Raw genomic sequence first — 18,953 nt, 5'->3', positions numbered from 1 at the left:
ACCGTCGCGTTTCTAGAGTATTTTGACTATATTTTTAAGTTGAATATAAAAAAACCCGCAATCAATGATAGCGGGTTTTTTATTTTTATTTTAATACTAAAGAGTAATTAAATTTTGCTAGTCAGCTCAGGTAAGGCTGTAAATAAATCCGCTTCTAAGAAGTAATCAGCAACGCTAGCGATAGGTGACTCTGGATCATTGTTGATAGCAACAATCACCTTAGAATCTTTCATACCGGCTAGATGCTGAATCGCACCTGAAATACCTGCTGCGATATATAAATCTGGTGCAACGATTTTACCTGTTTGACCGACCTGCATATCATTTGGTACATAGCCTGCGTCAACGGCGGCACGTGATGCACCAACAGCAGCGCCAAGTTTATCAGCTAGTGGCTCGATATACTTAGTGAAGTTCTCACCATTTGCTAGCGCACGACCACCAGACACCACGATGCTAGCTGATGTCAATTCTGGACGGTCAGATTTAGCCATCTCTTCATTTACGAAGCTTGCTTTACCAAGTTCTTGAACATTATCAAGTGTCTCGACAGTAGCTGAACCACCTTCGCTTGCTACTGGATCAAAAGCGGTAGTACGTACGGTTAATACGACTTTGTCTTCTGATGTTTTAACCGTTGCTGTCGCGTTACCTGCATAGATAGGACGCTCAAACGTTTGCGCATCTATTACAGCAGAGATTTCTGACAGCATGCTCACATCAAGCAATGCCGCAACGCGTGGTAAGAAGTTTTTACCAGTTGTCGTAGCAGGCGCAATAATATGACTATAGTCACCAGCAATATCAGCAACCAGTAATGCTAAGTTACCTGCCAATTGATGCTCGTAAACGGCATTATCTGCTAATAATACTTTAGTAACTCCTTCAGCCTTAGCAGCTTCGTCAGCGACAGCTTGGTTACCACTACCAGCGACCAATACATGGATATCACCGCCTATTTGCTTAGCGGCAGCGATCGTATTCAAAGTTGCCTTTTTTAGACTGGCATTGTCGTGTTCTGCATATACCAAAATTGCCATTGTTTTTATCCTTTATTTGTTCGTATCATCTATTCATGTGATTGTTGGTATACAAAGCCATTTTATGTCCCATTTCAATAAAACATATTTAGGACATCATGACTTTGTACTAGATAGGCTTAGCAAAGTATTAAATGACTTTTGCTTCATTTCTTAGCTTATCGACCAACTCGTCAACTGAACCTACCTTAATACCCGCTTTACGCTCAGCAGGTGGCACGACTTTAATAATTTCTTGCTTAGAGGCCATATCAACACCAAAATCAGCTGGCGTTTTTTCATCAAGCTGTTTCTTTTTGGCTTTCATGATGTTAGGCAGTTTTGCATAACGTGGCTCATTCAAGCGCAAATCAGTGGTAATGACCGCTGGCAAATCAAGTGCAACCGTTTGCGAACCGCCATCGATTTCACGCGTTACATTGACTTTATCGCCTTCAACTTTCACTTCTGAAGCAAACGTACCCTGACCAATACCCATCAATGCCGCTAGCATTTGACCTGTTTGATTATTATCGTCATCAATCGCTTGCTTACCCAATAGGATAATATCAGTAGACTCAGACTCAGCGATATTTTTCAGGATTTTAGCGATTTGTAGAGGATAAGGTTTTGCATCAGTCACCACTAAAATACCACGATCAGCACCCAGTGCTAAAGCGGCACGAATCTGCTCTTGTGACTCTTTTGGACCAATTGATGCAACAATGATTTCATCAATCACGCCCGCTTCTTTTAGACGAACTGCTTCTTCTACTGCAATTTCATCAAAAGGGTTGATTGACATTTTAGTGTTAGATAAATCTACGCCAGAATTATCAGCTTTCACACGAACTTTTACGTTGTAATCAATGACACGCTTGACCGCTACTAATGCTTTCATACGTTCCTCGTTTATTAATGTTATGAATTAAAATTGCCAGTTAAGAACCAAAGGTTCATTTCTTTAAATCGTCGTTCGAAATAGTACTCAAGGTTGATGGCTGCGTCAGCATCTATAATGTAATAAAAAATATCAGACCATAAACAATATACTGGCATCATACTCTCTATCTATAAAGTCTGCCAAAGCGAAGCCAACCGTTATTATCAGACCTATGTATCTTGCGTGAGCTCAGCCCTAAGGTCAAGGCAACGCCGTGAATAATGCGTCATAAATTTGTCACTATTCTACAATAAACAGTTTATAAACACCTAGTGACGCCATTTTCTTATAATTATTTTCAAAAATTTTTAAAATATTTATAGCAGTTTATCCAGGTTAACATGCAGTTATCATTAAAACAAATAACTCAAAAAAAGAGTATAAAAAAAGCAACCTGATCAGAGGTTGCTCTTTTTTAAAGTCTAAACAGTATTTTTATTGTTTTAACAAACAAAGGTATCAATGCATCTTGATTAATCTTATTGTCATTAAGCGGGCTGAAAAACAGCTTACTTAATATCAAATGAGATTAGATAGCTTCGATTTGCTCAGCTTGTGGGCCTTTCTTGCCATCACCTAAGATGAAAGACACTTTTTGGCCTTCGGCTAGAGTTTTGAAACCACCGCCTTGGATAGCGCTGTAGTGAGCGAATACGTCTTGTCCGCCGTTGTCTTGCGCGATAAAACCAAAACCTTTAGCTTCATTAAACCACTTTACAGTGCCTTCAACTTTATCTGACATAAATTTTCCTAACTCTTTAACTGTTGGCGAGACGTGTGTCATCACCGATTAATTGATATATACCCAAGTTTTTCTTGCAGAATGCGTGGATAAAACCATTGAAACATCTCATAGACGTCTTAATATCTTTACCCGAAATCCTTTGAGTACAAGCTGATTATAGCAGCTTTTCATAAGCACAACAGCTTAAATTGATGATTTTTGTAACCTATTTAAGTCAATTTTAAATAATTATTACTATTGGTTATCTGAGACTTAATGCGTTGATATAGAATGCTTTTTTATCACTTGCCTTTTAAGATTTGCCATGAACTTAGATATCGCTTTTGACAAATCACAGTGATAAGCAGCAAATTTGCGCCTATATTGAAAGAAAACTATAGAGGCATTGGTAGCCACGGTGAGCTTAGTACCAATAAACATAGCGCAAAAAATATCAGCGAAAATGACTGACTATAAGCAATATATTTAGTGGGTATGATCAAGTCTTTTGGAGCGTCAGGAATGCCTTTACGCTTCAATAAACGTGCGCCATAGATCCAACCAAAGGTCGTATAAAGACCGTAAGCCGCCGGGACTGCAACTGCTATTGGCGTCAAATCGATCGTATATAACATGACTACTGAAATAAAAAACCATGAGGTGTCTATAATTGAGCTGATTTGAAAGAATTTAGAGTTAGGGAGTTTGCCATCGGTTTTTTTGAGCATCTCCCCTTCGATCCAAATCAAAACGGCGACCACAGCGCTAAGAGTAATGTATATGAATTGCGGCGTTAGCCAATCAGGATAAGATATTTGCACAACAGACAACCTGTAATCTATAGAATATGAGATGAAAGAATCCCAAGCATTGATAGCGTAAGGATAAAAATAACGATACCTATCTAACCGAGTAAGCCGTTAATATATATGATGATGCTTGCCTATATTAGGCAGCTACGACAGATTTTCAACCAACACAGACTGGCGATGCTAAAAATACTTTATAAAATAGCGCCTACTAAAAAGCCCATGCTATCACTGATAACATAGGCTTTTTCAAACTAATTTTTTACTAATTACTCATTAGCAAATTAGTTTTTGTCTTTATCAATGATTTTATTACCACCAATCCAAGGCATCATACCGCGTAGCTTAGCGCCAGTGATTTCAATTTGATGCTCAGCATTGTTACGACGACGAGCGGTCATTGATGGATAGTTGGTCGCACCTTCAGAGATAAACATCTTCGCGTACTCACCAGACTGGATGCGTTTTAGCGCATTACGCATGGCTTCACGTGATTGCTCATTGATCACTTCAGGACCCGTCACATATTCGCCATATTCAGCGTTGTTACTGATTGAATAGTTCATGTCAGCGATGCCGCCTTCATACATCAAGTCAACGATAAGCTTAAGCTCATGTAAGCACTCAAAGTAAGCCATTTCTGGTGCATAGCCAGCTTCAGTTAGCGTCTCAAAGCCCATTTTGACTAGCTCTACTGCGCCGCCACAAAGAACCGCTTGCTCACCAAATAGATCCGTTTCAGTTTCATCTTTGAACGTGGTTTCGATAATGCCTGAACGCCCACCACCAACACCAGCTGCATATGATAACGCCAGTTGTTTGGCTTGACCTGACGCATCTTGATAGATAGCGATAAGATCTGGGATACCACCACCTTTAGTAAATTCTGAACGAACGGTATGACCTGGTGCTTTTGGTGCTACCATGATGACGTCGAGATCGCTACGTGGTATCACTTGGTTATAATGAATGGCAAAACCATGAGCAAAGGCTAGTGTCGCGCCCTGCTTGATATTTGGCTCAATCTCGTTGTTATAAAGCTCTTTTTGGAACTCATCAGGCGTCAAAATCATGATGATGTCAGCCGCTTTTACCGCTTCAGCAACTTCAGCAACTTTCAAGCCAGCATTTTCTGCTTTTTTCCATGAGCCTGAATCGGCACGTAGACCAACCGTTACATCGACGTTTGATTCTTGTAGGTTAAGCGCGTGCGCATGACCTTGTGAACCATAACCAATAATGGCAACTTTTTTACCTTGGATGATTGATAGATCACAATCTTTATCATAATAAACGTTCATAAATAGAATCCTTTTCCTAAATCATGGCGTGCCATGGGTAAATAAACACTTAAATTACAGCCACCTTTTTAAAGTGATTTGTAAGATAAGCGCTATGTTAATGTTGAATAAATAAGTTTGAAATATAATATCTAAAATGTAGTAAACGCTGATTATAAGCTTAGCGTTTTGTCGCCGCGAGCAATGCCAATCACGCCTGAGCGCACCACTTCCATAATACGTTCGCGACCAATCACGTCAATAAAACCATCGAGCTTAGCTTTATCGCCGACGATTTGAATCGTATATAAACTGGCATTTATGTCAACGATTTGTGCGCGAAAAATATCTGCACTACGTTTGATCTCTTCACGTATACCGCCAGTCGCACGTACTTTGATTAGCATCAACTCGCGTTCGACGTGTACAGTATCTGATAGATTAAGCACTTTAACCACTTCAATCAATTTATGCAATTGCTTGGTGATTTGTTCTATTTTTTCAGGTGAAGTAATGGTGGTTAACGTTAAGCGAGAAATACTCGCATCGTCTGTTGGAGCAACGTTCAGAGTTTCGATATTGTAGCCACGTTGAGAGAACAAACCAACCACTCGCGACAACGAACCCGCTTCGTTTTCCATCAGTACCGAAATCAGATGTTGTTGTTGCATTAGGTACGCTCCCCTTTGGTTAACCACATATCACGCATCGTCTGCCCAGCGATTTGCATCGGATACACATGCTCATTACGATCGACATGAACGTCAATAAATACCAACTTATCTTTTATTGCCATGGCTTCAGCCAGCTGTGCTTCCATAGTCGCAGGATCGGTAATCTTGATACCGACGTGACCATAGCTTTCAGCCAGTTTTACAAAATCTGGCAAAGAATTCATATAAGAATGCGCATGACGGCCTTCATAGAGCATATCTTGCCACTGCTTAACCATGCCCAACTGCGCATTATTCAAGTTTAGGATCTTGACTGGTAAATCATATTGCAAGCAGGTTGATAGCTCTTGGATATTCATCTGAATAGAGCCTTCACCAGTAATACAAACCACATCGCGATCTGGATTGGCAAGTTTCGCTGCCATCGCATACGGCAAGCCAACACCCATCGTACCTAAACCACCTGAGTTCAGCCATTGGCGCGGCTCATTGTAGGTATAGTAGAGGGCCGCAAACATCTGGTGCTGACCCACGTCACTCGTGATAATAGCGTTACTATTGGTCACTTTATCTAAAGCCTGAACGACCGCTTGAGGCTTAATACCATTATCGGTACTGGTGTCATAGCGCAAACCATGACGCTTACGCCACTCATTAATCTGTGACCACCAATCCAATAACGCCGGTTGGTCCAGCTCTTTATCCTCGCCGATAATCTCTAACATGTCAGTAAGGACTGACTTGACATCGCCGACGATAGGAATATGTGCAAAAATAGTTTTTGAGATAGACGTGGGGTCAATATCAATATGAATAATCGTCGCATTTGGACAGAATTTTTTGACGTTGTTGGTCACGCGGTCATCAAAACGCACACCAACTGCCAATATAACGTCAGAATGGTGCATGGTCATGTTGGCCTCATAAGTGCCATGCATACCCAGCATACCCAAGAACTGACCATCAGAGCCAGGAAAAGCACCCAAACCCATTAAGGTATTGGTGACTGGCAAGTTTAAGCGATGCGCAAGATCAATTAGCTCTTTATGTGCATTACCCAAAACAACACCGCCACCCGAGTAAATAATCGGGCGCTTAGCAGCAAGTAACGTTTCAACCGCTTTTTTAATTTGACCACTATGACCTTTTAATGACGGCTGATACGAGCGTATAAACACCTCTGCTGGGTATTCATAAGCAAATTTCTCACTCGGCGCGGTCATATCCTTCGGCACATCGATTACAACAGGACCTGGACGCCCAGCCTGCGCAATATAAAAAGCTTTTTTAACAATCATTGGGATTTCGCTAGCATGGCGTACTTGAAAACTATGCTTAACGATAGGACGCGACACGCCGATCATATCGGTTTCTTGGAAAGCATCTTCACCGATTAAACTGCTGGGCACCTGTCCAGCGATGACCACCATCGGTACTGAATCCATAAAAGCTGTGGCAATAGCAGTCACTGTATTGGTAGCACCAGGGCCTGAAGTCGCCAAAACCACGCCCGTGTTACCGGTCACTCGCGAATAAGCATCTGCCATATGACCGGCTGCTTGCTCGTGACGCACTAAGATGTGCTCAATATTGTCTTGTTGAAACAAAGCGTCATAGATATGAAGAACGGCACCGCCTGGATAGCCAAAGATATGTTTGACGCCCTCATCCGTCAGTGCTTGTACCAACATCTCAGCGCCAGATAGCATTACTGGCTCATGGCTATTTTCAGCGAGCTTTTGCTGCTTTTCAGGGAAATTTTTGGCGGCATTAGCCGTTTGAGTATGTCCGGTCATGTTCGGACTTTGCGTGGTTTGCGTCACTGTCGTCACCTTTTTTTGTGGCAAGAATATGTGCCCGCTACGTCTAAGTTACGCTGTGCTATAAGACAGCATAGCACTCAAACATAGCAATATATTTAAGGTCAGCTTTGTGACAAGAGTTTATCGATATACAGTGACTAGATGCGAACGCACCTATAAAAGAGGCTTATTATTTGCAATGCATAAGAGCTTGCGCTGATAGTAAATAAAGGGATACAGAATGCTAGAACAAATCTCAAAGCTTGTATTTTATAGCTTATATCACGTTATAGGATTACGAAATCTTATAACATGTTTGATGAGTAGATGTTAAACACACATGACACTCTATTTTTTATAACAGCAAAATCTTATGAGATGCATTAATAAGTTAATCTTAGTCATTGTAGACAGATAAGTCCGGAGACAATAAATATGGATTTGAATAGTGATAAGCACTATTTATTTTATATTATTGTCACAAAGATAATAAAGCTAAACAAGCTACCGATAAGTAACCCGTAGTCCTTATTTTCAAGTGCCACGGCAATATCATAAAAGCCGCTCACTGACCAATCAACTGCTATTATATTCGGTGGTTTGGGCACCATTGTCAAGAAAAACTTCTAAAGCCCACCCCTAACTATTGGTTATTAAATAATGTACATTCATAAGAATTATTTGCTAAAATCAAACCATAATGTATTTATATGGTTATCGAGAGGATTAAATACTATCCTTAACCTATTTCTACACATTTTTTACCCATCAAAAGGATTGTTACCATGGCATATGCGTCTACCATAAATACCGCTGCCAAACTGCTTATGACTGTCAGCACTGCGTGTATGCTTATGCTACCCATGAGCGCCGTTCATGCCATTCAGGTATACAAATCTATTGGGGCACATGGTGAAGTCAAATACAGCCAATATGCGCCGCAAAATGGTAGAAACATTCAGGTTATTGAGTTTCGTAGTGATGGTAGACAAACCAATGCCGGACAGCTAGCAGGTAAAACTGAAGCCAATCAAAGTGCGCCGCAAAGCGCAGAAGAACAGCGCGTTGCTCAGTTAGAAGCACGTATTAAAGAACAAGAAGCACAAGCGAATGCCGAGCGTTGTCAGTCGTTACGTAATAACTTGACCAATCTAAATGTGGGTGGGCGCATCTATGAGATGGATGCTAATGGTAAACGTCAATATCTAGATGGTCGTGAAATTGAGCTTAAGCGTGAACGTGTTCAACAAGCAATCACGCAATACTGTAATGGCTCCCCGACTTAAACCAGTTACCTAATACAGCCGCAAATATTTTATTTAATGTCTATTTGGCTAGATGTCATATGTTGAATCACATGACGGATAGCCGCTGGCATATCTTGAGCTTGCAGACCTCTCTGACCTACCAATAGCGAATTATCATCGTTTCTGCTCGTCTGATTAACTAAAATATCTCCTGCGAGTCCATGAATAAGGACCGCTTGGTGCAAGCTGCGTCGTTCTTGTTTTAAATCTTCTTGAGCCAATAATCCGGCAATCACACCCGATAATACATCGCCCATGCCAGCGGTTGCCATACCCGCATTTCCCACACCGCATACATAGATGTGCGCTTGTCCTGATGGTTGCTCCAAAATTAACGAGCCTGCTCCTTTTAGCACCCAATCACCGCCATAAGTCGTTGCACATTGCCTTATCGCGGCCACTCTATCGGCTTCTATCTCATTTATCTCTTTATTTAATAGCTTAGCAGCTTCCCCACTATGCGGCGTCAAACATACTTGATGAGTGGCGCTATGTTTTTTTAGCTCGGCTATTATTTTATGATTCTCGCTATGCAATGATGCCAAATGATAGAGACCGTCAGCATCAATTATTATCGGCTTACCTACAACTATGGCAGCCTGTACATAACTTATAAATATCAACTTTGCTTTTTCATCACGTCCCAGTCCCATACCAATAGCGACGACGCTGGCTTGCCCAATAAGACGATTCACCCAATCTGTATCATGTAAATCGACAGTCATTGCATCTGGTAGTGAAGTTAGTAGTGCGCTATGAAACGCCTCATGGCAAGCAACAGTGATTTTCCCAGCACCTGTTGCCATGGTACTCGAGGCAGAAAGAATAGCTGCACCGCCCATGCCTTGTGAGCCCTCAATGCGATTGCCACCGATGACCAATACATGCCCATAGCTGCCTTTATAACTGTTTTGACGGCGTGGTTTTAAAGTATGAGCGGCAGTCATGAGTGTTGCAAAGGGTATTAGCTCGTTACTATCCAAATGATAAGGTATCAGCGGTATGTCAATCACTGCGCCGCTATAGTCCAAACCGTCTTTAGTGTGCAGCCCAAATTTTCGTGCAATCAAACATAACGTCACATCTGCTTGTATCGCTATACGGTCAAATACTTGACCCGTGGAAGCAACCAACCCACTTGGAATATCAACGGCAATGATTAATGCCTCTGCATACTGTGCTGCCTCATTAAAGGCAAAAATTGCTTGCTTATAAACATTCTTAGGTGCTCGATCTAGACCGATACCAAATAGCGCATCGATATAGACATCAGCTCGTATCTCCTTATCTGTTTCCTCATTTTTTCTATCAGTACTGGTTTCAAAGCTCCGATACGGGCAGTTGGCAGATAGCGCTGTCTTCTTAGCTTTTACAGCATCAGAAACACAATCTTGTTTATCCTTATTTGAATCATCCTTATTTGAATCATCTTTGTCGAAGCCGACCATTATCACTTGCACTTGCCAGCCCATCTGCTGTAAATAATAAGCAATGAGCCAACCATCGCCACCATTATTGCCTTTTCCGACCCAAATACTGGCTCGGCGCTGGCGAGCATAAGGACGAGAAGTTATTTCCTGAACGGATGACTTGTTATCACGACATTTATTTTCATAAAGCGTTTCAATATGCTGTGCCATTTGCCAAGCCGCTTGTTGCATTAGGCCAAAGCTATCATTGCCTTGTGCAAACCACGCTTGTTCCATCGCATAGAGCTGCTCACTACTATATAGTCGGATAGGCATTGTATTTTTCGAAAATGAATTAGTTTGCATGTCCATGGCTGACCCTTCATTGTTTTTATAAGATTGATGTATTGTTTGACGTTATCGATGATTTTTTATTCATATTAGCTCAGTAAATTACTGATACGAGCTGCTATAGTTATATCAAGGTAGATTTATTTGCTTTGACCCTTGCGCTCCTAGCTCATCGGCTTATCATATCTATACTCACATTATCATTGATAGCCAGATATGACCAATAAACCTCAAACGACCTTGCCAACACGGCTCTCCTCTGTCACTGCTAGCGTCTCTCAGAAAAAGATTGTGGTTAATCATCATCATGACTTTGCTACTGCAGCAGACATTAAACAATGGATTAAAGAGGCAGCACAATCTTTAGGATTTGCCGATTGTGGGTTTTTATCCGTGCACCATCCTTTATTTGTTAAGCAGACTGAACAGTTAAAGCAATGGTTAGCAAAAGGTTATGAAGCACAACTACAGTTTATGCACAGCAATCATCATCTACGCGCGCACCCTGAACAACTGGTAGAAGGCGCAAAAACCATTATCAGCGTGCGCATGGATTATCTGACCCAGACCCCAACACCTCGTGCTGTCACTGATAATGATTATCCCAATCAAGGTATTATTGCTCGTTATGCAAGAGGGCGCGACTATCATAAAACCATGCGCAGCCGTCTGAAGCAGCTGGCATTAAAGATTGAGGCCATGCTTCCTGAATGGCAGCATCTAGACATTGGCGCTGACATCGATTTTGTTTTCAGACCTTTTAGTGATTCAGCGCCTATTTTTGAGCGACCAATCGCCGATGCTGCTGGTCTTGGCTGGACGGGTAAGCATACGTTATTGATCAATAAACAAGCCGGCTCTTTTTTTGTACTCGGAGAGCTTTTTATTAGCCTTGAATTACCCGATGATGCGCCCGTCAAAGAGCATTGTGGCAGTTGCAGCGCCTGTATTGATATCTGTCCCACTCAAGCTATCGTCGCGCCCTATGAGCTTAATGCGTCAGCTTGCATCTCTTATCTTACGATTGAACATGACGGTATTATTGATGAAAAATACCGCCGCGCTATTGGTAATCGCATCTTTGGTTGTGATGATTGTCAGCTGATTTGTCCATGGAACCGTTATGCCAATCTCACACCTGTAGAGGATTTTGCACCAAGACATCGTCTAGATAGCAGCAGTTTGCTGGAGTTGTGGCAATGGCAAGAGGTAGAATTTATGAAAAAGACCGAAGGTAGCCCACTTAGACGCACCGGTTACGTGAATTTTCTGCGTAATATCGCTATCGGTCTTGGCAATGCCACTGGTAATCAAGAAATCATCGAAGCATTACAAGCAAAACTGGGGCTACATAACACTATGCTTGACGAACATATAGATTGGGCAATCGCCGAACAGCATCATAAATTGGATATATTACTTATTAATAATTAGAAGTCTAATTTTTAAATCTATATTTTATACATAAAAAAACACCTCTTATCATGAGGTGTTTTTTATTAAGTCATATTCCAAGTATTCAAAACAACAATTATCTAAAACAATGTGAGTATTTAGATACCAATGACCAGTTAGACAATTCTAATTATTTAGGAATACGTAGTACTTGACCAGGATAAATCTTGTCTGGATCAGACAGCATAGGCTTATTGGCTTCAAATATCTTCATATAATCGCCAGTTGAACCATAAACGTCTTTTGCAATTTTAGATAAGCTGTCACCAGACTTTACCGTATACATAGTCGACTCAGGAGCCTGCTGTTCAACATCGATATTATCAATCACTTTAGCGACATTCTGTACATTACCAGTGGCAATGATTGCTTTTTCGCGGTCGGCTTGGGTCTTGGCTTTACCGCTGATCTCTGCGGTATCGGTTGAACCATTATATTTAACTTTTAAATCGCTGATATTCAGATTTTGCTGCTGAATATGGCGAAGTAAAATATTGGCTACTGACTGCGCTGAAGGCTCAGTACTCTGTACTGGGGTATTAGCATCTGCTTTTGTTTCTGCTTTAGCATCATGTTTGGCGTCATCACGATTAAAAATCTTATCGCCAATGTCTTTTGCAAAACTGAACATACCCATATAACTACTCCTTGAAATATTGTTATTTATTATGCATCTTTATTTTTCTAATGATAACCATGGTCAGTTACCAGTTTTTTGCTTTCCATAATGAGTATAGGCAAAGGCTTGTGCGATGAATAGTAAGAGTATGTTGAGTAATGTTGATTTGGCGTAGCCAATGTTAACGTAATGGCCAATTGAGCAGATATGCATGACTTGTATAAAGAAAAATAATGGCCGTAAAAAAACCGCTTATCTATTAAGATAAGCGGCTCTATGACTTACTGAGCAAGTGGCTAATTATAGCTGTGCTTGTACATAGTCGATTGCTTTTTGAACAGTCGTTAATTCTGCTGAATCTTCATCAGGAATTGTGATGCCAAAGTCGCTCTCAAACGACATAACCAACTCAACGAGATCCAATGAATCAGCGCCTAAGTCTTCCATAAATGAAGCATCATTGTTGATATCTTCAACATTCATACCTAATTGCTCAGCTACTGCAGCTTTAACTCTTTGCTCGGTATCATTACTCATGTAAATCTCTCCTTTTTGATCTATTATTTTGACAAACTACCATAGTAACGTGATTAGCTGCTACAGCATTGTATATAAGTGGGATTTTCAGACCCATGTAACCATCTGAGTATACTATAACAAGTTATATATCCTGACTAATATCTAGTAAAGTCTTGCTATCATACAGGGCTTTGACTTAAAAGTATTCGACATTATAGCACCCTTTTTTATAGTTTACACTCGTTCACAGAGTTTTTTATTATAACTATGTAACACTTAAGCTTTTAACGCAACGTTATCTAATGATTGGGTAAAAGCTAACAGCAAACTGCTACATATACATGCCGCCATTGACAGGCAAAACTGCACCTGTGATATAGCTGGCTTCATCACTCGCAAGAAACAGTACGGCTGCCGCGATATCTTCTGGCTGACCAAGGCGGCTGATAGGCACTGCATCTAGCATTGAATTCAATAAGCGCTCATCAAGCTCATCGGTCATATCGGTTTCAATTAAACCTGGCGCAACGCAGTTAATGGTCACTTGGCGTGAGCCAATTTCGCGCGCGAGCGTACGGCTAAAACCTTCTACGCCAGCTTTAGTCGCCGCATAGTTAGATTGACCTGCATTACCCATTTGCGCTACCACAGAGGTGATGTTGATGATACGACCGCGGCGCGCTTTCATCATGCCGCGAATGGCACGTTTACTCATACGATAAACAGAAGTCAGATTGGTATCAACCACATTGTCCCAATCTTCATCTTTCATACGCATCAGTAAACCGTCTTGCGTGATACCGGCATTGTTCACCAATACTTGAACGGCTCCGTAAACGCTTTCTATCTCTTCAAATAGCTTGTCAATCTGCGCAGTATAGCGTACATCTAGCACTCGACCAATGCCGCCGCTATCGTGTAGATATTCATCAATCTGTGCAGCGCCTTTTTCAGTGGTGGCAGTACCAATAACAAAGTGTCCTTCTTTAGCAAAGCGTTTGGCGACAGCTTTGCCGATACCGCGGCTTGCGCCTGTTACTAATGTGATCGTACGGCTCATGATAATACCTCCAGCAATTTTTCTAGACGGGCGAGTTTGTCAGTCGGATAACTTATAATGGGATGCGCTTGGCGCTTTGCTAAATTACTTAAGACGTTACCACTACCACACTCGATTAAAATATTAATTTGTTTGTCAGAAAGCGCTTGCATGGTTTTTGACCACAGTACTGGCTGACTTAATTGTTCGATTAAAGCGTCCTTGATACCTACCGCACTGGTTTCAACACGCGCATGACGGTTCTGAATCACAGGAATCAATGCTTGATCGAACTTAATTGAGGCGAGCTCTTGAGCCAACGCTTTACTAGCAGGCTCCATCAAAGCGCAGTGTGACGGCACGCTGACCTTTAATGGAATGGCTTTTTTGCCCGTATTTTGCACTTTATCAATGACCGCTTTGACGCCTGCTGCATTACCAGAAACCACAACCTGCCCTGGGCTATTAAAATTTGCAGCGCCAACAATTGCATCATCCACATGCTCGGTGGCTTGTTCACACAAATTTTCGACTCTATGATCCTCTAAGCCCAACACTGCTGCCATAGCCGTATCTATACCCACAACAGCGTCTTGCATTAACTGACCACGCTTATGTACCAGTTTTACGGCATCAGCCAGTGACAGCACACCAGCGGCGCAAAGGGCACTATATTCCCCAAGAGAATGGCCGGCTAGATAACAGGGCTTATCTTTTATTTTTTGTTGTAGGATACGCCAAATAGCAATGCTAGCCGTTAGTAATGCGGGCTGCGTATATTGCGTTTGATTGAGCTTATCTTCGTCCTGACAAATTGCCCATAAATCCTCACCAAGGGCTACACTTGCCTCAGTAAAGGTTTCAAGGATTTCAGGATACGTTTCAGCAAGCTCGCTTGTCATACCGACGACTTGTGAGCCTTGCCCAGGAAACAAAATTGCAATACGCGTTGGTTGTTTTTTTATCATATCGGGTACAGAGCCCATAACCAATATTCCTTATTTGATTGGGAACACCCCTAGCGTGAATGGGGTTAATCGTAGAGTTAAAGACTATAATAAGATATTTATTTTATAGAGCCGTTACTGCCACTAGTCCTTTAAGACAGCATGCTCTTATGAAACTATACACTGACATCGGTAATTAACAAAGCTACTAGAAAGTTAATTGTTTGTCGTGCTCTGATAAGTCCTATGAGAGGATTTATAATAGATATAGTTAATCCATTTTTAAAAGGGCACAGAACTACCGGGGTTAATTATTCGCAGCCTCTGTCCGCGTAGGCACAGCAAGCAAGAAAAATTAACCCCAGTAGTACCTTATAACATTTGTATTTCTTTTATTTAGGACCGACTATAGTTAAAATAGCTACTGCTTCATCACTAAAGCGTTAAAACGGTCATCAAGAGCCAATAGTCAATAAATATTACTGCAAAATTAGCGCTAAAAAACCCATAGCAAAAAGCCAAGTTATTTAGCCACATAATATATGATAGCGAAATAACTTGGCTTTCGTTAGCTCAAACCAATTGCTGGATAATGGCGTGATAAAGAGCATTGACAGTCATAAAACCATCATAATCTTTAGCCGCCATCAAATAACAATAAATTAAGCGTCTTGACTTACTTTAAACAACTGACGACCACGATAAAAACCATCTTTGGTCATGTGATGACGACGATGTTTTTCACCAGTAGTAGCATCAACGCTTATCTCAGCGATTTCCATACGATGATGTGAACGGCGCATGTCACGACGAGAACGACTTTTACGACTTTTTTGAACGGCCATGATATAGCTCCTATACTTAAAAGGGATAAGCTTGAAATTCAGCTTTAATCGACACTGACAGAGGCTATGTAATCACAACAACCTAGGTCTTATGCATCATTAGTTAAATAGTCTGCAAGGTTAGCTTCTCTCTGCCAGTGGCAGATTGCTAGAATGCAATAAACGGGACATTATACGCATGTTTGGCGGATTAATAAAGCCCTGCTTTTCACTCTTCTGCATAAAGCCTGCAAAAAGATAGTAGAACATATTCCGACATATGTTTTATAGATACCGTTTATAGCGTTATAATTTACCTTTTAAAGACGCTAAAGCAGCAAAAGGATTTTCCGTTTCTTCTTCTTCAGGTATTTCACCAAACTGCTCAACACTCATTTCACAGTCATCATGCTTTGGTGCCATTGGTGTTTTAAGCAAAATTTCATCTTCTACCAATTTTTTAAATGGTAATAGTCGCTCTGGCGATTGTTCAGTGACAATCTCTTCTAACAATAAATAATCTTGCTCTTCATTGACTAGGCGTATTTGGCTTTCATTATCAAGAAGCGCGATATCATACTCATCACTCAAGTCAACGGCAATCGGTTGCAAACAGCGCTGGCAAGTCAGCCAGACTTCACCAGTCAATGTAAAAGCCAAATGCAGTACATTGTTACGACGATACAGGTTGGTATTTAGTACGATATTTGATTGTTCATGCTCTGTGGCTAAAATAGTCGCAAGACGCTCAAAAGAGCTGGGAGCAGCTTCACCTGCCCATTCAAAACCAGTATCTTCCCATTTATTTAAAGAGATATTATCAGGCATGCTGGTTGATGTAGGCACTTGTACTTTACCAGCATGAAGCGCTGACGACTTGTTATCTTGGGTGCTTGACATACGCGGCCTCATTGATCAAAAACGGTGTATAATATTGCCTGCCATACTAACGGAAAGTGCCCTATTGCGCTAGCGCTAGTGTGTTAATATTTTTTGATAGTGATGCATTTTTACCTGTCAGTGTTTGCCTAAAAAAATAGAACATCTTGCTCTGTTATCTTTTACTTGGTTAAAGTTTTATTTATGATATCGCCTACCGCTTCTCCTGATTTTTCCAGTTTACTATCTTCTATTGAAGCCAAAGATTTCTTGCAACGTTTGAATGAATTGCAAAGTCAAAAAACAAACCTTAATGATCCCAGTAGCAATGTTGAGACAGATGCCACATTAAAAAAACTGTCATTACAGTGGCAATATCTCGCTAGTAATTATTTGATTCATTCCTCTAAAGGGTTCATTGAGCCTATCAAAGAAGGTAAAGTTACTCAAAATACTTTAACCGGTATTACTTCACAAGATGAATTGTCGTTTGAAGATATTGAGCAAGCATTGACTGACTGGCTTATCGAACTCTTTAATCATTTATTTATTAGCAAACAGGTCATATTGGTTCGTAGCACTGGCGAACCCGAATACTTCCCTGCCCAAGATAATCAACCCGCAAGAATTGAGTTTGCCCATGGATTTTTTGCCAGTGCACTGCATGAGTGTAGCCATTTTTTTGTGGCAGGTAAGCGACGTAGGCAGCTACCTGACTTTGGCTACTGGTATGCAGCCGACGGACGCTCAGCGGCTCAGCAGCAGGCATTTGAACGTGTTGAGGTTAAGCCACAAGCTATAGAGTGTTTGCTTACATTAGCTTGTGGACGACCTTTTCAAGTATCACAGGACAATTTATATGCAGATTTTGATACCAGTAGCAGCACCTTCGCTCAGGATGTCTATCAACAAGCTCAGACATATATTACTAAACCAGATACCTTGCCATCTGACGCTAAAACCTTGCTTCAAGCCCTACTCGCTCTCTGTGCTTTATCTTAACTAAATCCAATCGTGTAAGCTCTTTTATTACTCGTATCGAAACGTCTTATACCACTGGCTATTGTTAACGATTCTCTACTCACATTAACGGCTTGCTCATAAAACTATATTTACTTTGCGCTATACTAATGTTTAATACGATATTTTAGCGTAAATAACATCAGTAGCTTACAACACTAAAAACGTTATTATTACGACTTCCCCAGTAACCAAACTCTAATAATTATAAAATAAGGATTTATTATGCAAGTATTTTATATTCATCCAGAAAATCCACAGCCGAGGCTGATTGAACAAGTAGCAGAATTGTTACGTAAGGATCAATTAATTATTTATCCGACTGATACCAGTTATGCCTTTGGCTGTCGCTTAGGGGCAAAGGATGCATTAGAAAAACTTAAGCAAATACGCGCGCTTGATGATAAGCATCAATTTACCTTACTTTGTCGTGATTTAAGTGAGATTGCCAATTACGCCGCAGTAGACAATGTCCAATTTAAACAGCTTAAAGCGCATACACCCGCACCTATTACCTTTATTTTAAATGCGACCAAAGATGTACCGAGGAAACTGGCACATGCCAAGAAAAAAACCATTGGTATTCGTGTTCCAAGTAATGCTATTGCTCAGGCGTTGTTAGAGGCAATGGATGAACCTATTTTGACCAGCTCATTAATATTGCCAAACCGAGAGGATATACTAGATGACCCTTTCGAGATCGAAGAATTATTGGGCAATCAGATAGATGGGCTAATCAATGCTGGTATCAAAACCACTAAACTGACAACGATCGTTGATATGACCAGCAGCCAACCAGAAATCGTTCGGCAGGGTGCTGGCGATGTGGATTCATTATTATAAATAGAAATTTATTACAATTTTTCAAATACTCACCCTAATAATGACTGATACAAATACTTTAGACGAAAAAAAGCTCCAATTGAATTGGAGCTCTTTTACATACATATTTTGGTTATTATAAAATTAGTCGCGATCAACCAATTCTACATAAGCCATAGGCGCATTGTCACCATCACGATGACCGCATTTTACGATACGCAAATAACCACCTGGACGAGCTTGGTAACGAGGACCAAGAGTACCAAATAATTTGCCTACCATAGCTTTGCTACGCATACGGCTAAATGCCAAGCGACGGTTAGCAACGCTGTCTTCTTTAGCCATAGTGATCAATGGCTCAGCAACGCGACGTAACTCTTTTGCTTTTGGTAAAGTTGTTTTGATCAGTTCATGCTCAAATAATGAGTTGGTCATGTTCTGAAACATTGCCTTACGATGACTGCCGGTACGACCCAGCTTGACTCCACTCTTACGATGGCGCATAGTCAAA

At 40.9% G+C, this 18,953-nt stretch carries 19 protein-coding genes; 4 read left to right on the top strand and 15 right to left on the bottom strand.

Going from position 1 to position 18,953, the window contains the following annotated elements; all coding sequences use genetic code 11:
• Window positions 1-107: 107 nt before the first annotated feature.
• From JMW90_RS04805 to JMW90_RS04775, 7 genes are all read right to left on the bottom strand, one after another.
• Window positions 108-1,040 carry an electron transfer flavoprotein subunit alpha/FixB family protein gene (locus tag JMW90_RS04805; RefSeq protein ID WP_201561926.1) on the bottom strand — a complete coding sequence of 311 codons (933 nt, stop codon included), beginning with the start codon at window positions 1,038-1,040 and terminating at the stop codon, window positions 108-110.
• Window positions 1,041-1,170: 130 nt separating this feature from the next.
• The gene (locus JMW90_RS04800) at window positions 1,171-1,920 is read right to left on the bottom strand and encodes an electron transfer flavoprotein subunit beta/FixA family protein (protein ID WP_201561925.1); all 750 of its coding nucleotides are present in this window, start codon (window positions 1,918-1,920) and stop codon (window positions 1,171-1,173) included.
• A gap of 571 nt (window positions 1,921-2,491) precedes the next feature.
• The gene (locus JMW90_RS04795; RefSeq protein ID WP_010196799.1) at window positions 2,492-2,704 is read right to left on the bottom strand and encodes a cold-shock protein; all 213 of its coding nucleotides are present in this window, start codon (window positions 2,702-2,704) and stop codon (window positions 2,492-2,494) included.
• Window positions 2,705-3,081: 377 nt separating this feature from the next.
• Window positions 3,082-3,507: a hypothetical protein gene (locus JMW90_RS04790; protein ID WP_201561924.1), complete on the bottom strand. Its 426-nt coding sequence runs from the start codon at window positions 3,505-3,507 to the stop codon at window positions 3,082-3,084.
• A gap of 272 nt (window positions 3,508-3,779) precedes the next feature.
• The gene (gene ilvC / locus JMW90_RS04785; protein WP_201561923.1) at window positions 3,780-4,796 is read right to left on the bottom strand and encodes a ketol-acid reductoisomerase; all 1,017 of its coding nucleotides are present in this window, start codon (window positions 4,794-4,796) and stop codon (window positions 3,780-3,782) included.
• A 152-nt stretch (window positions 4,797-4,948) separates the two neighbouring features.
• Window positions 4,949-5,446 carry an acetolactate synthase small subunit gene (gene ilvN, locus JMW90_RS04780; RefSeq protein ID WP_201561922.1) on the bottom strand — a complete coding sequence of 166 codons (498 nt, stop codon included), beginning with the start codon at window positions 5,444-5,446 and terminating at the stop codon, window positions 4,949-4,951.
• A complete protein-coding gene (locus tag JMW90_RS04775) occupies window positions 5,446-7,158 on the bottom strand; it encodes an acetolactate synthase 3 large subunit (RefSeq protein WP_201561960.1) in 1,713 nt (570 codons plus the stop codon). The genes ilvN and JMW90_RS04775 overlap by 1 nt, the downstream gene beginning before the upstream one ends.
• Before the next feature lie 878 nt (window positions 7,159-8,036).
• On the opposite strand from JMW90_RS04775, the gene JMW90_RS04770 reads away from it, so the two are divergent.
• Complete coding sequence (locus tag JMW90_RS04770; protein ID WP_201561921.1) at window positions 8,037-8,537, top strand: DUF4124 domain-containing protein; 501 nt, start codon at window positions 8,037-8,039, stop codon at window positions 8,535-8,537.
• Between the two features lie 29 nt (window positions 8,538-8,566).
• On the opposite strand, the gene JMW90_RS04765 is transcribed toward JMW90_RS04770, so the two are convergent.
• A complete protein-coding gene (locus JMW90_RS04765; protein WP_201561920.1) occupies window positions 8,567-10,339 on the bottom strand; it encodes an NAD(P)H-hydrate dehydratase in 1,773 nt (590 codons plus the stop codon).
• A gap of 195 nt (window positions 10,340-10,534) precedes the next feature.
• Between JMW90_RS04765 and queG the strand changes: the two genes are divergently transcribed.
• Window positions 10,535-11,752, top strand: coding sequence for a tRNA epoxyqueuosine(34) reductase QueG (gene queG / locus JMW90_RS04760; RefSeq protein ID WP_201561919.1), 1,218 nt, complete (start codon window positions 10,535-10,537; stop codon window positions 11,750-11,752).
• A 151-nt stretch (window positions 11,753-11,903) separates the two neighbouring features.
• Here the strand turns inward: queG and lysM are convergent, their stop codons facing one another.
• The 6 genes from lysM to JMW90_RS04730 form a co-directional block, all read right to left on the bottom strand.
• Window positions 11,904-12,410 (bottom strand): peptidoglycan-binding protein LysM, encoded by a 507-nt coding sequence (lysM, locus tag JMW90_RS04755; protein ID WP_201561918.1) that lies wholly within the window; start codon window positions 12,408-12,410, stop codon window positions 11,904-11,906.
• 282 nt (window positions 12,411-12,692) lie between these two features.
• Window positions 12,693-12,929 carry an acyl carrier protein gene (acpP, locus tag JMW90_RS04750; RefSeq protein WP_011279816.1) on the bottom strand — a complete coding sequence of 79 codons (237 nt, stop codon included), beginning with the start codon at window positions 12,927-12,929 and terminating at the stop codon, window positions 12,693-12,695.
• 313 nt (window positions 12,930-13,242) lie between these two features.
• Entirely contained in the window at window positions 13,243-13,977 is a 735-nt protein-coding gene (gene fabG, locus JMW90_RS04745) for a 3-oxoacyl-ACP reductase FabG (protein WP_265089220.1), read from the bottom strand.
• Complete coding sequence (fabD, locus tag JMW90_RS04740) at window positions 13,968-14,936, bottom strand: ACP S-malonyltransferase (RefSeq protein WP_201561916.1); 969 nt, start codon at window positions 14,934-14,936, stop codon at window positions 13,968-13,970. The genes fabG and fabD overlap by 10 nt, the downstream gene beginning before the upstream one ends.
• A 623-nt stretch (window positions 14,937-15,559) precedes the next feature.
• A complete protein-coding gene (gene rpmF, locus JMW90_RS04735) occupies window positions 15,560-15,742 on the bottom strand; it encodes a 50S ribosomal protein L32 (protein WP_011512869.1) in 183 nt (60 codons plus the stop codon).
• A gap of 285 nt (window positions 15,743-16,027) precedes the next feature.
• Window positions 16,028-16,621: a YceD family protein gene (locus JMW90_RS04730; protein ID WP_201561915.1), complete on the bottom strand. Its 594-nt coding sequence runs from the start codon at window positions 16,619-16,621 to the stop codon at window positions 16,028-16,030.
• A gap of 183 nt (window positions 16,622-16,804) precedes the next feature.
• Between JMW90_RS04730 and JMW90_RS13715 the strand changes: the two genes are divergently transcribed.
• Both JMW90_RS13715 and JMW90_RS04720 read left to right on the top strand, forming a co-directional pair.
• Window positions 16,805-17,602: an elongation factor P hydroxylase gene (locus JMW90_RS13715; protein ID WP_227691858.1), complete on the top strand. Its 798-nt coding sequence runs from the start codon at window positions 16,805-16,807 to the stop codon at window positions 17,600-17,602.
• 243 nt (window positions 17,603-17,845) lie between these two features.
• Entirely contained in the window at window positions 17,846-18,463 is a 618-nt protein-coding gene (locus JMW90_RS04720; protein WP_201561914.1) for an L-threonylcarbamoyladenylate synthase, read from the top strand.
• A 123-nt stretch (window positions 18,464-18,586) separates the two neighbouring features.
• Here JMW90_RS04720 and rplQ read toward each other — a convergent pair whose 3' ends face one another.
• Entirely contained in the window at window positions 18,587-18,946 is a 360-nt protein-coding gene (rplQ, locus tag JMW90_RS04715; protein WP_025652195.1) for a 50S ribosomal protein L17, read from the bottom strand.
• Window positions 18,947-18,953 lie beyond the last annotated feature (7 nt).

Source organism: Psychrobacter glacincola (genome assembly GCF_904846215.1).
Taxonomy (GTDB): Bacteria; Pseudomonadota; Gammaproteobacteria; order Pseudomonadales; family Moraxellaceae; genus Psychrobacter; species Psychrobacter glacincola.
Note: the sequence above shows the minus strand (reverse complement) of the source record. Positions and strands in the feature narration are given on the sequence as shown.

What these genes read in the sequence shown, in the direction of transcription:
- JMW90_RS13715 (WP_227691858.1), top strand. Translation starts at nt 16,805, where the DNA reads ATGATATCGCCTACCGCTTCTCCTGATTTTTCCAGTTTACTATCTTCT.
- acpP (WP_011279816.1), bottom strand. Translation starts at nt 12,929, where the DNA reads ATGAGTAATGATACCGAGCAAAGAGTTAAAGCTGCAGTAGCTGAGCAA.
- lysM (WP_201561918.1), bottom strand. Translation starts at nt 12,410, where the DNA reads ATGGGTATGTTCAGTTTTGCAAAAGACATTGGCGATAAGATTTTTAAT.
- rpmF (WP_011512869.1), bottom strand. Translation starts at nt 15,742, where the DNA reads ATGGCCGTTCAAAAAAGTCGTAAAAGTCGTTCTCGTCGTGACATGCGC.
- JMW90_RS04805 (WP_201561926.1), bottom strand. Translation starts at nt 1,040, where the DNA reads ATGGCAATTTTGGTATATGCAGAACACGACAATGCCAGTCTAAAAAAG.
- JMW90_RS04800 (WP_201561925.1), bottom strand. Translation starts at nt 1,920, where the DNA reads ATGAAAGCATTAGTAGCGGTCAAGCGTGTCATTGATTACAACGTAAAA.
- ilvC (WP_201561923.1), bottom strand. Translation starts at nt 4,796, where the DNA reads ATGAACGTTTATTATGATAAAGATTGTGATCTATCAATCATCCAAGGT.
- JMW90_RS04765 (WP_201561920.1), bottom strand. Translation starts at nt 10,339, where the DNA reads ATGGACATGCAAACTAATTCATTTTCGAAAAATACAATGCCTATCCGA.
- JMW90_RS04730 (WP_201561915.1), bottom strand. Translation starts at nt 16,621, where the DNA reads ATGTCAAGCACCCAAGATAACAAGTCGTCAGCGCTTCATGCTGGTAAA.
- JMW90_RS04775 (WP_201561960.1), bottom strand. Translation starts at nt 7,158, where the DNA reads ATGCTATCTGGCGCTGAGATGTTGGTACAAGCACTGACGGATGAGGGC.
- JMW90_RS04770 (WP_201561921.1), top strand. Translation starts at nt 8,037, where the DNA reads ATGGCATATGCGTCTACCATAAATACCGCTGCCAAACTGCTTATGACT.
- JMW90_RS04720 (WP_201561914.1), top strand. Translation starts at nt 17,846, where the DNA reads ATGCAAGTATTTTATATTCATCCAGAAAATCCACAGCCGAGGCTGATT.
- ilvN (WP_201561922.1), bottom strand. Translation starts at nt 5,446, where the DNA reads ATGCAACAACAACATCTGATTTCGGTACTGATGGAAAACGAAGCGGGT.
- queG (WP_201561919.1), top strand. Translation starts at nt 10,535, where the DNA reads ATGACCAATAAACCTCAAACGACCTTGCCAACACGGCTCTCCTCTGTC.
- fabD (WP_201561916.1), bottom strand. Translation starts at nt 14,936, where the DNA reads ATGGGCTCTGTACCCGATATGATAAAAAAACAACCAACGCGTATTGCA.
- rplQ (WP_025652195.1), bottom strand. Translation starts at nt 18,946, where the DNA reads ATGCGCCATCGTAAGAGTGGAGTCAAGCTGGGTCGTACCGGCAGTCAT.
- JMW90_RS04795 (WP_010196799.1), bottom strand. Translation starts at nt 2,704, where the DNA reads ATGTCAGATAAAGTTGAAGGCACTGTAAAGTGGTTTAATGAAGCTAAA.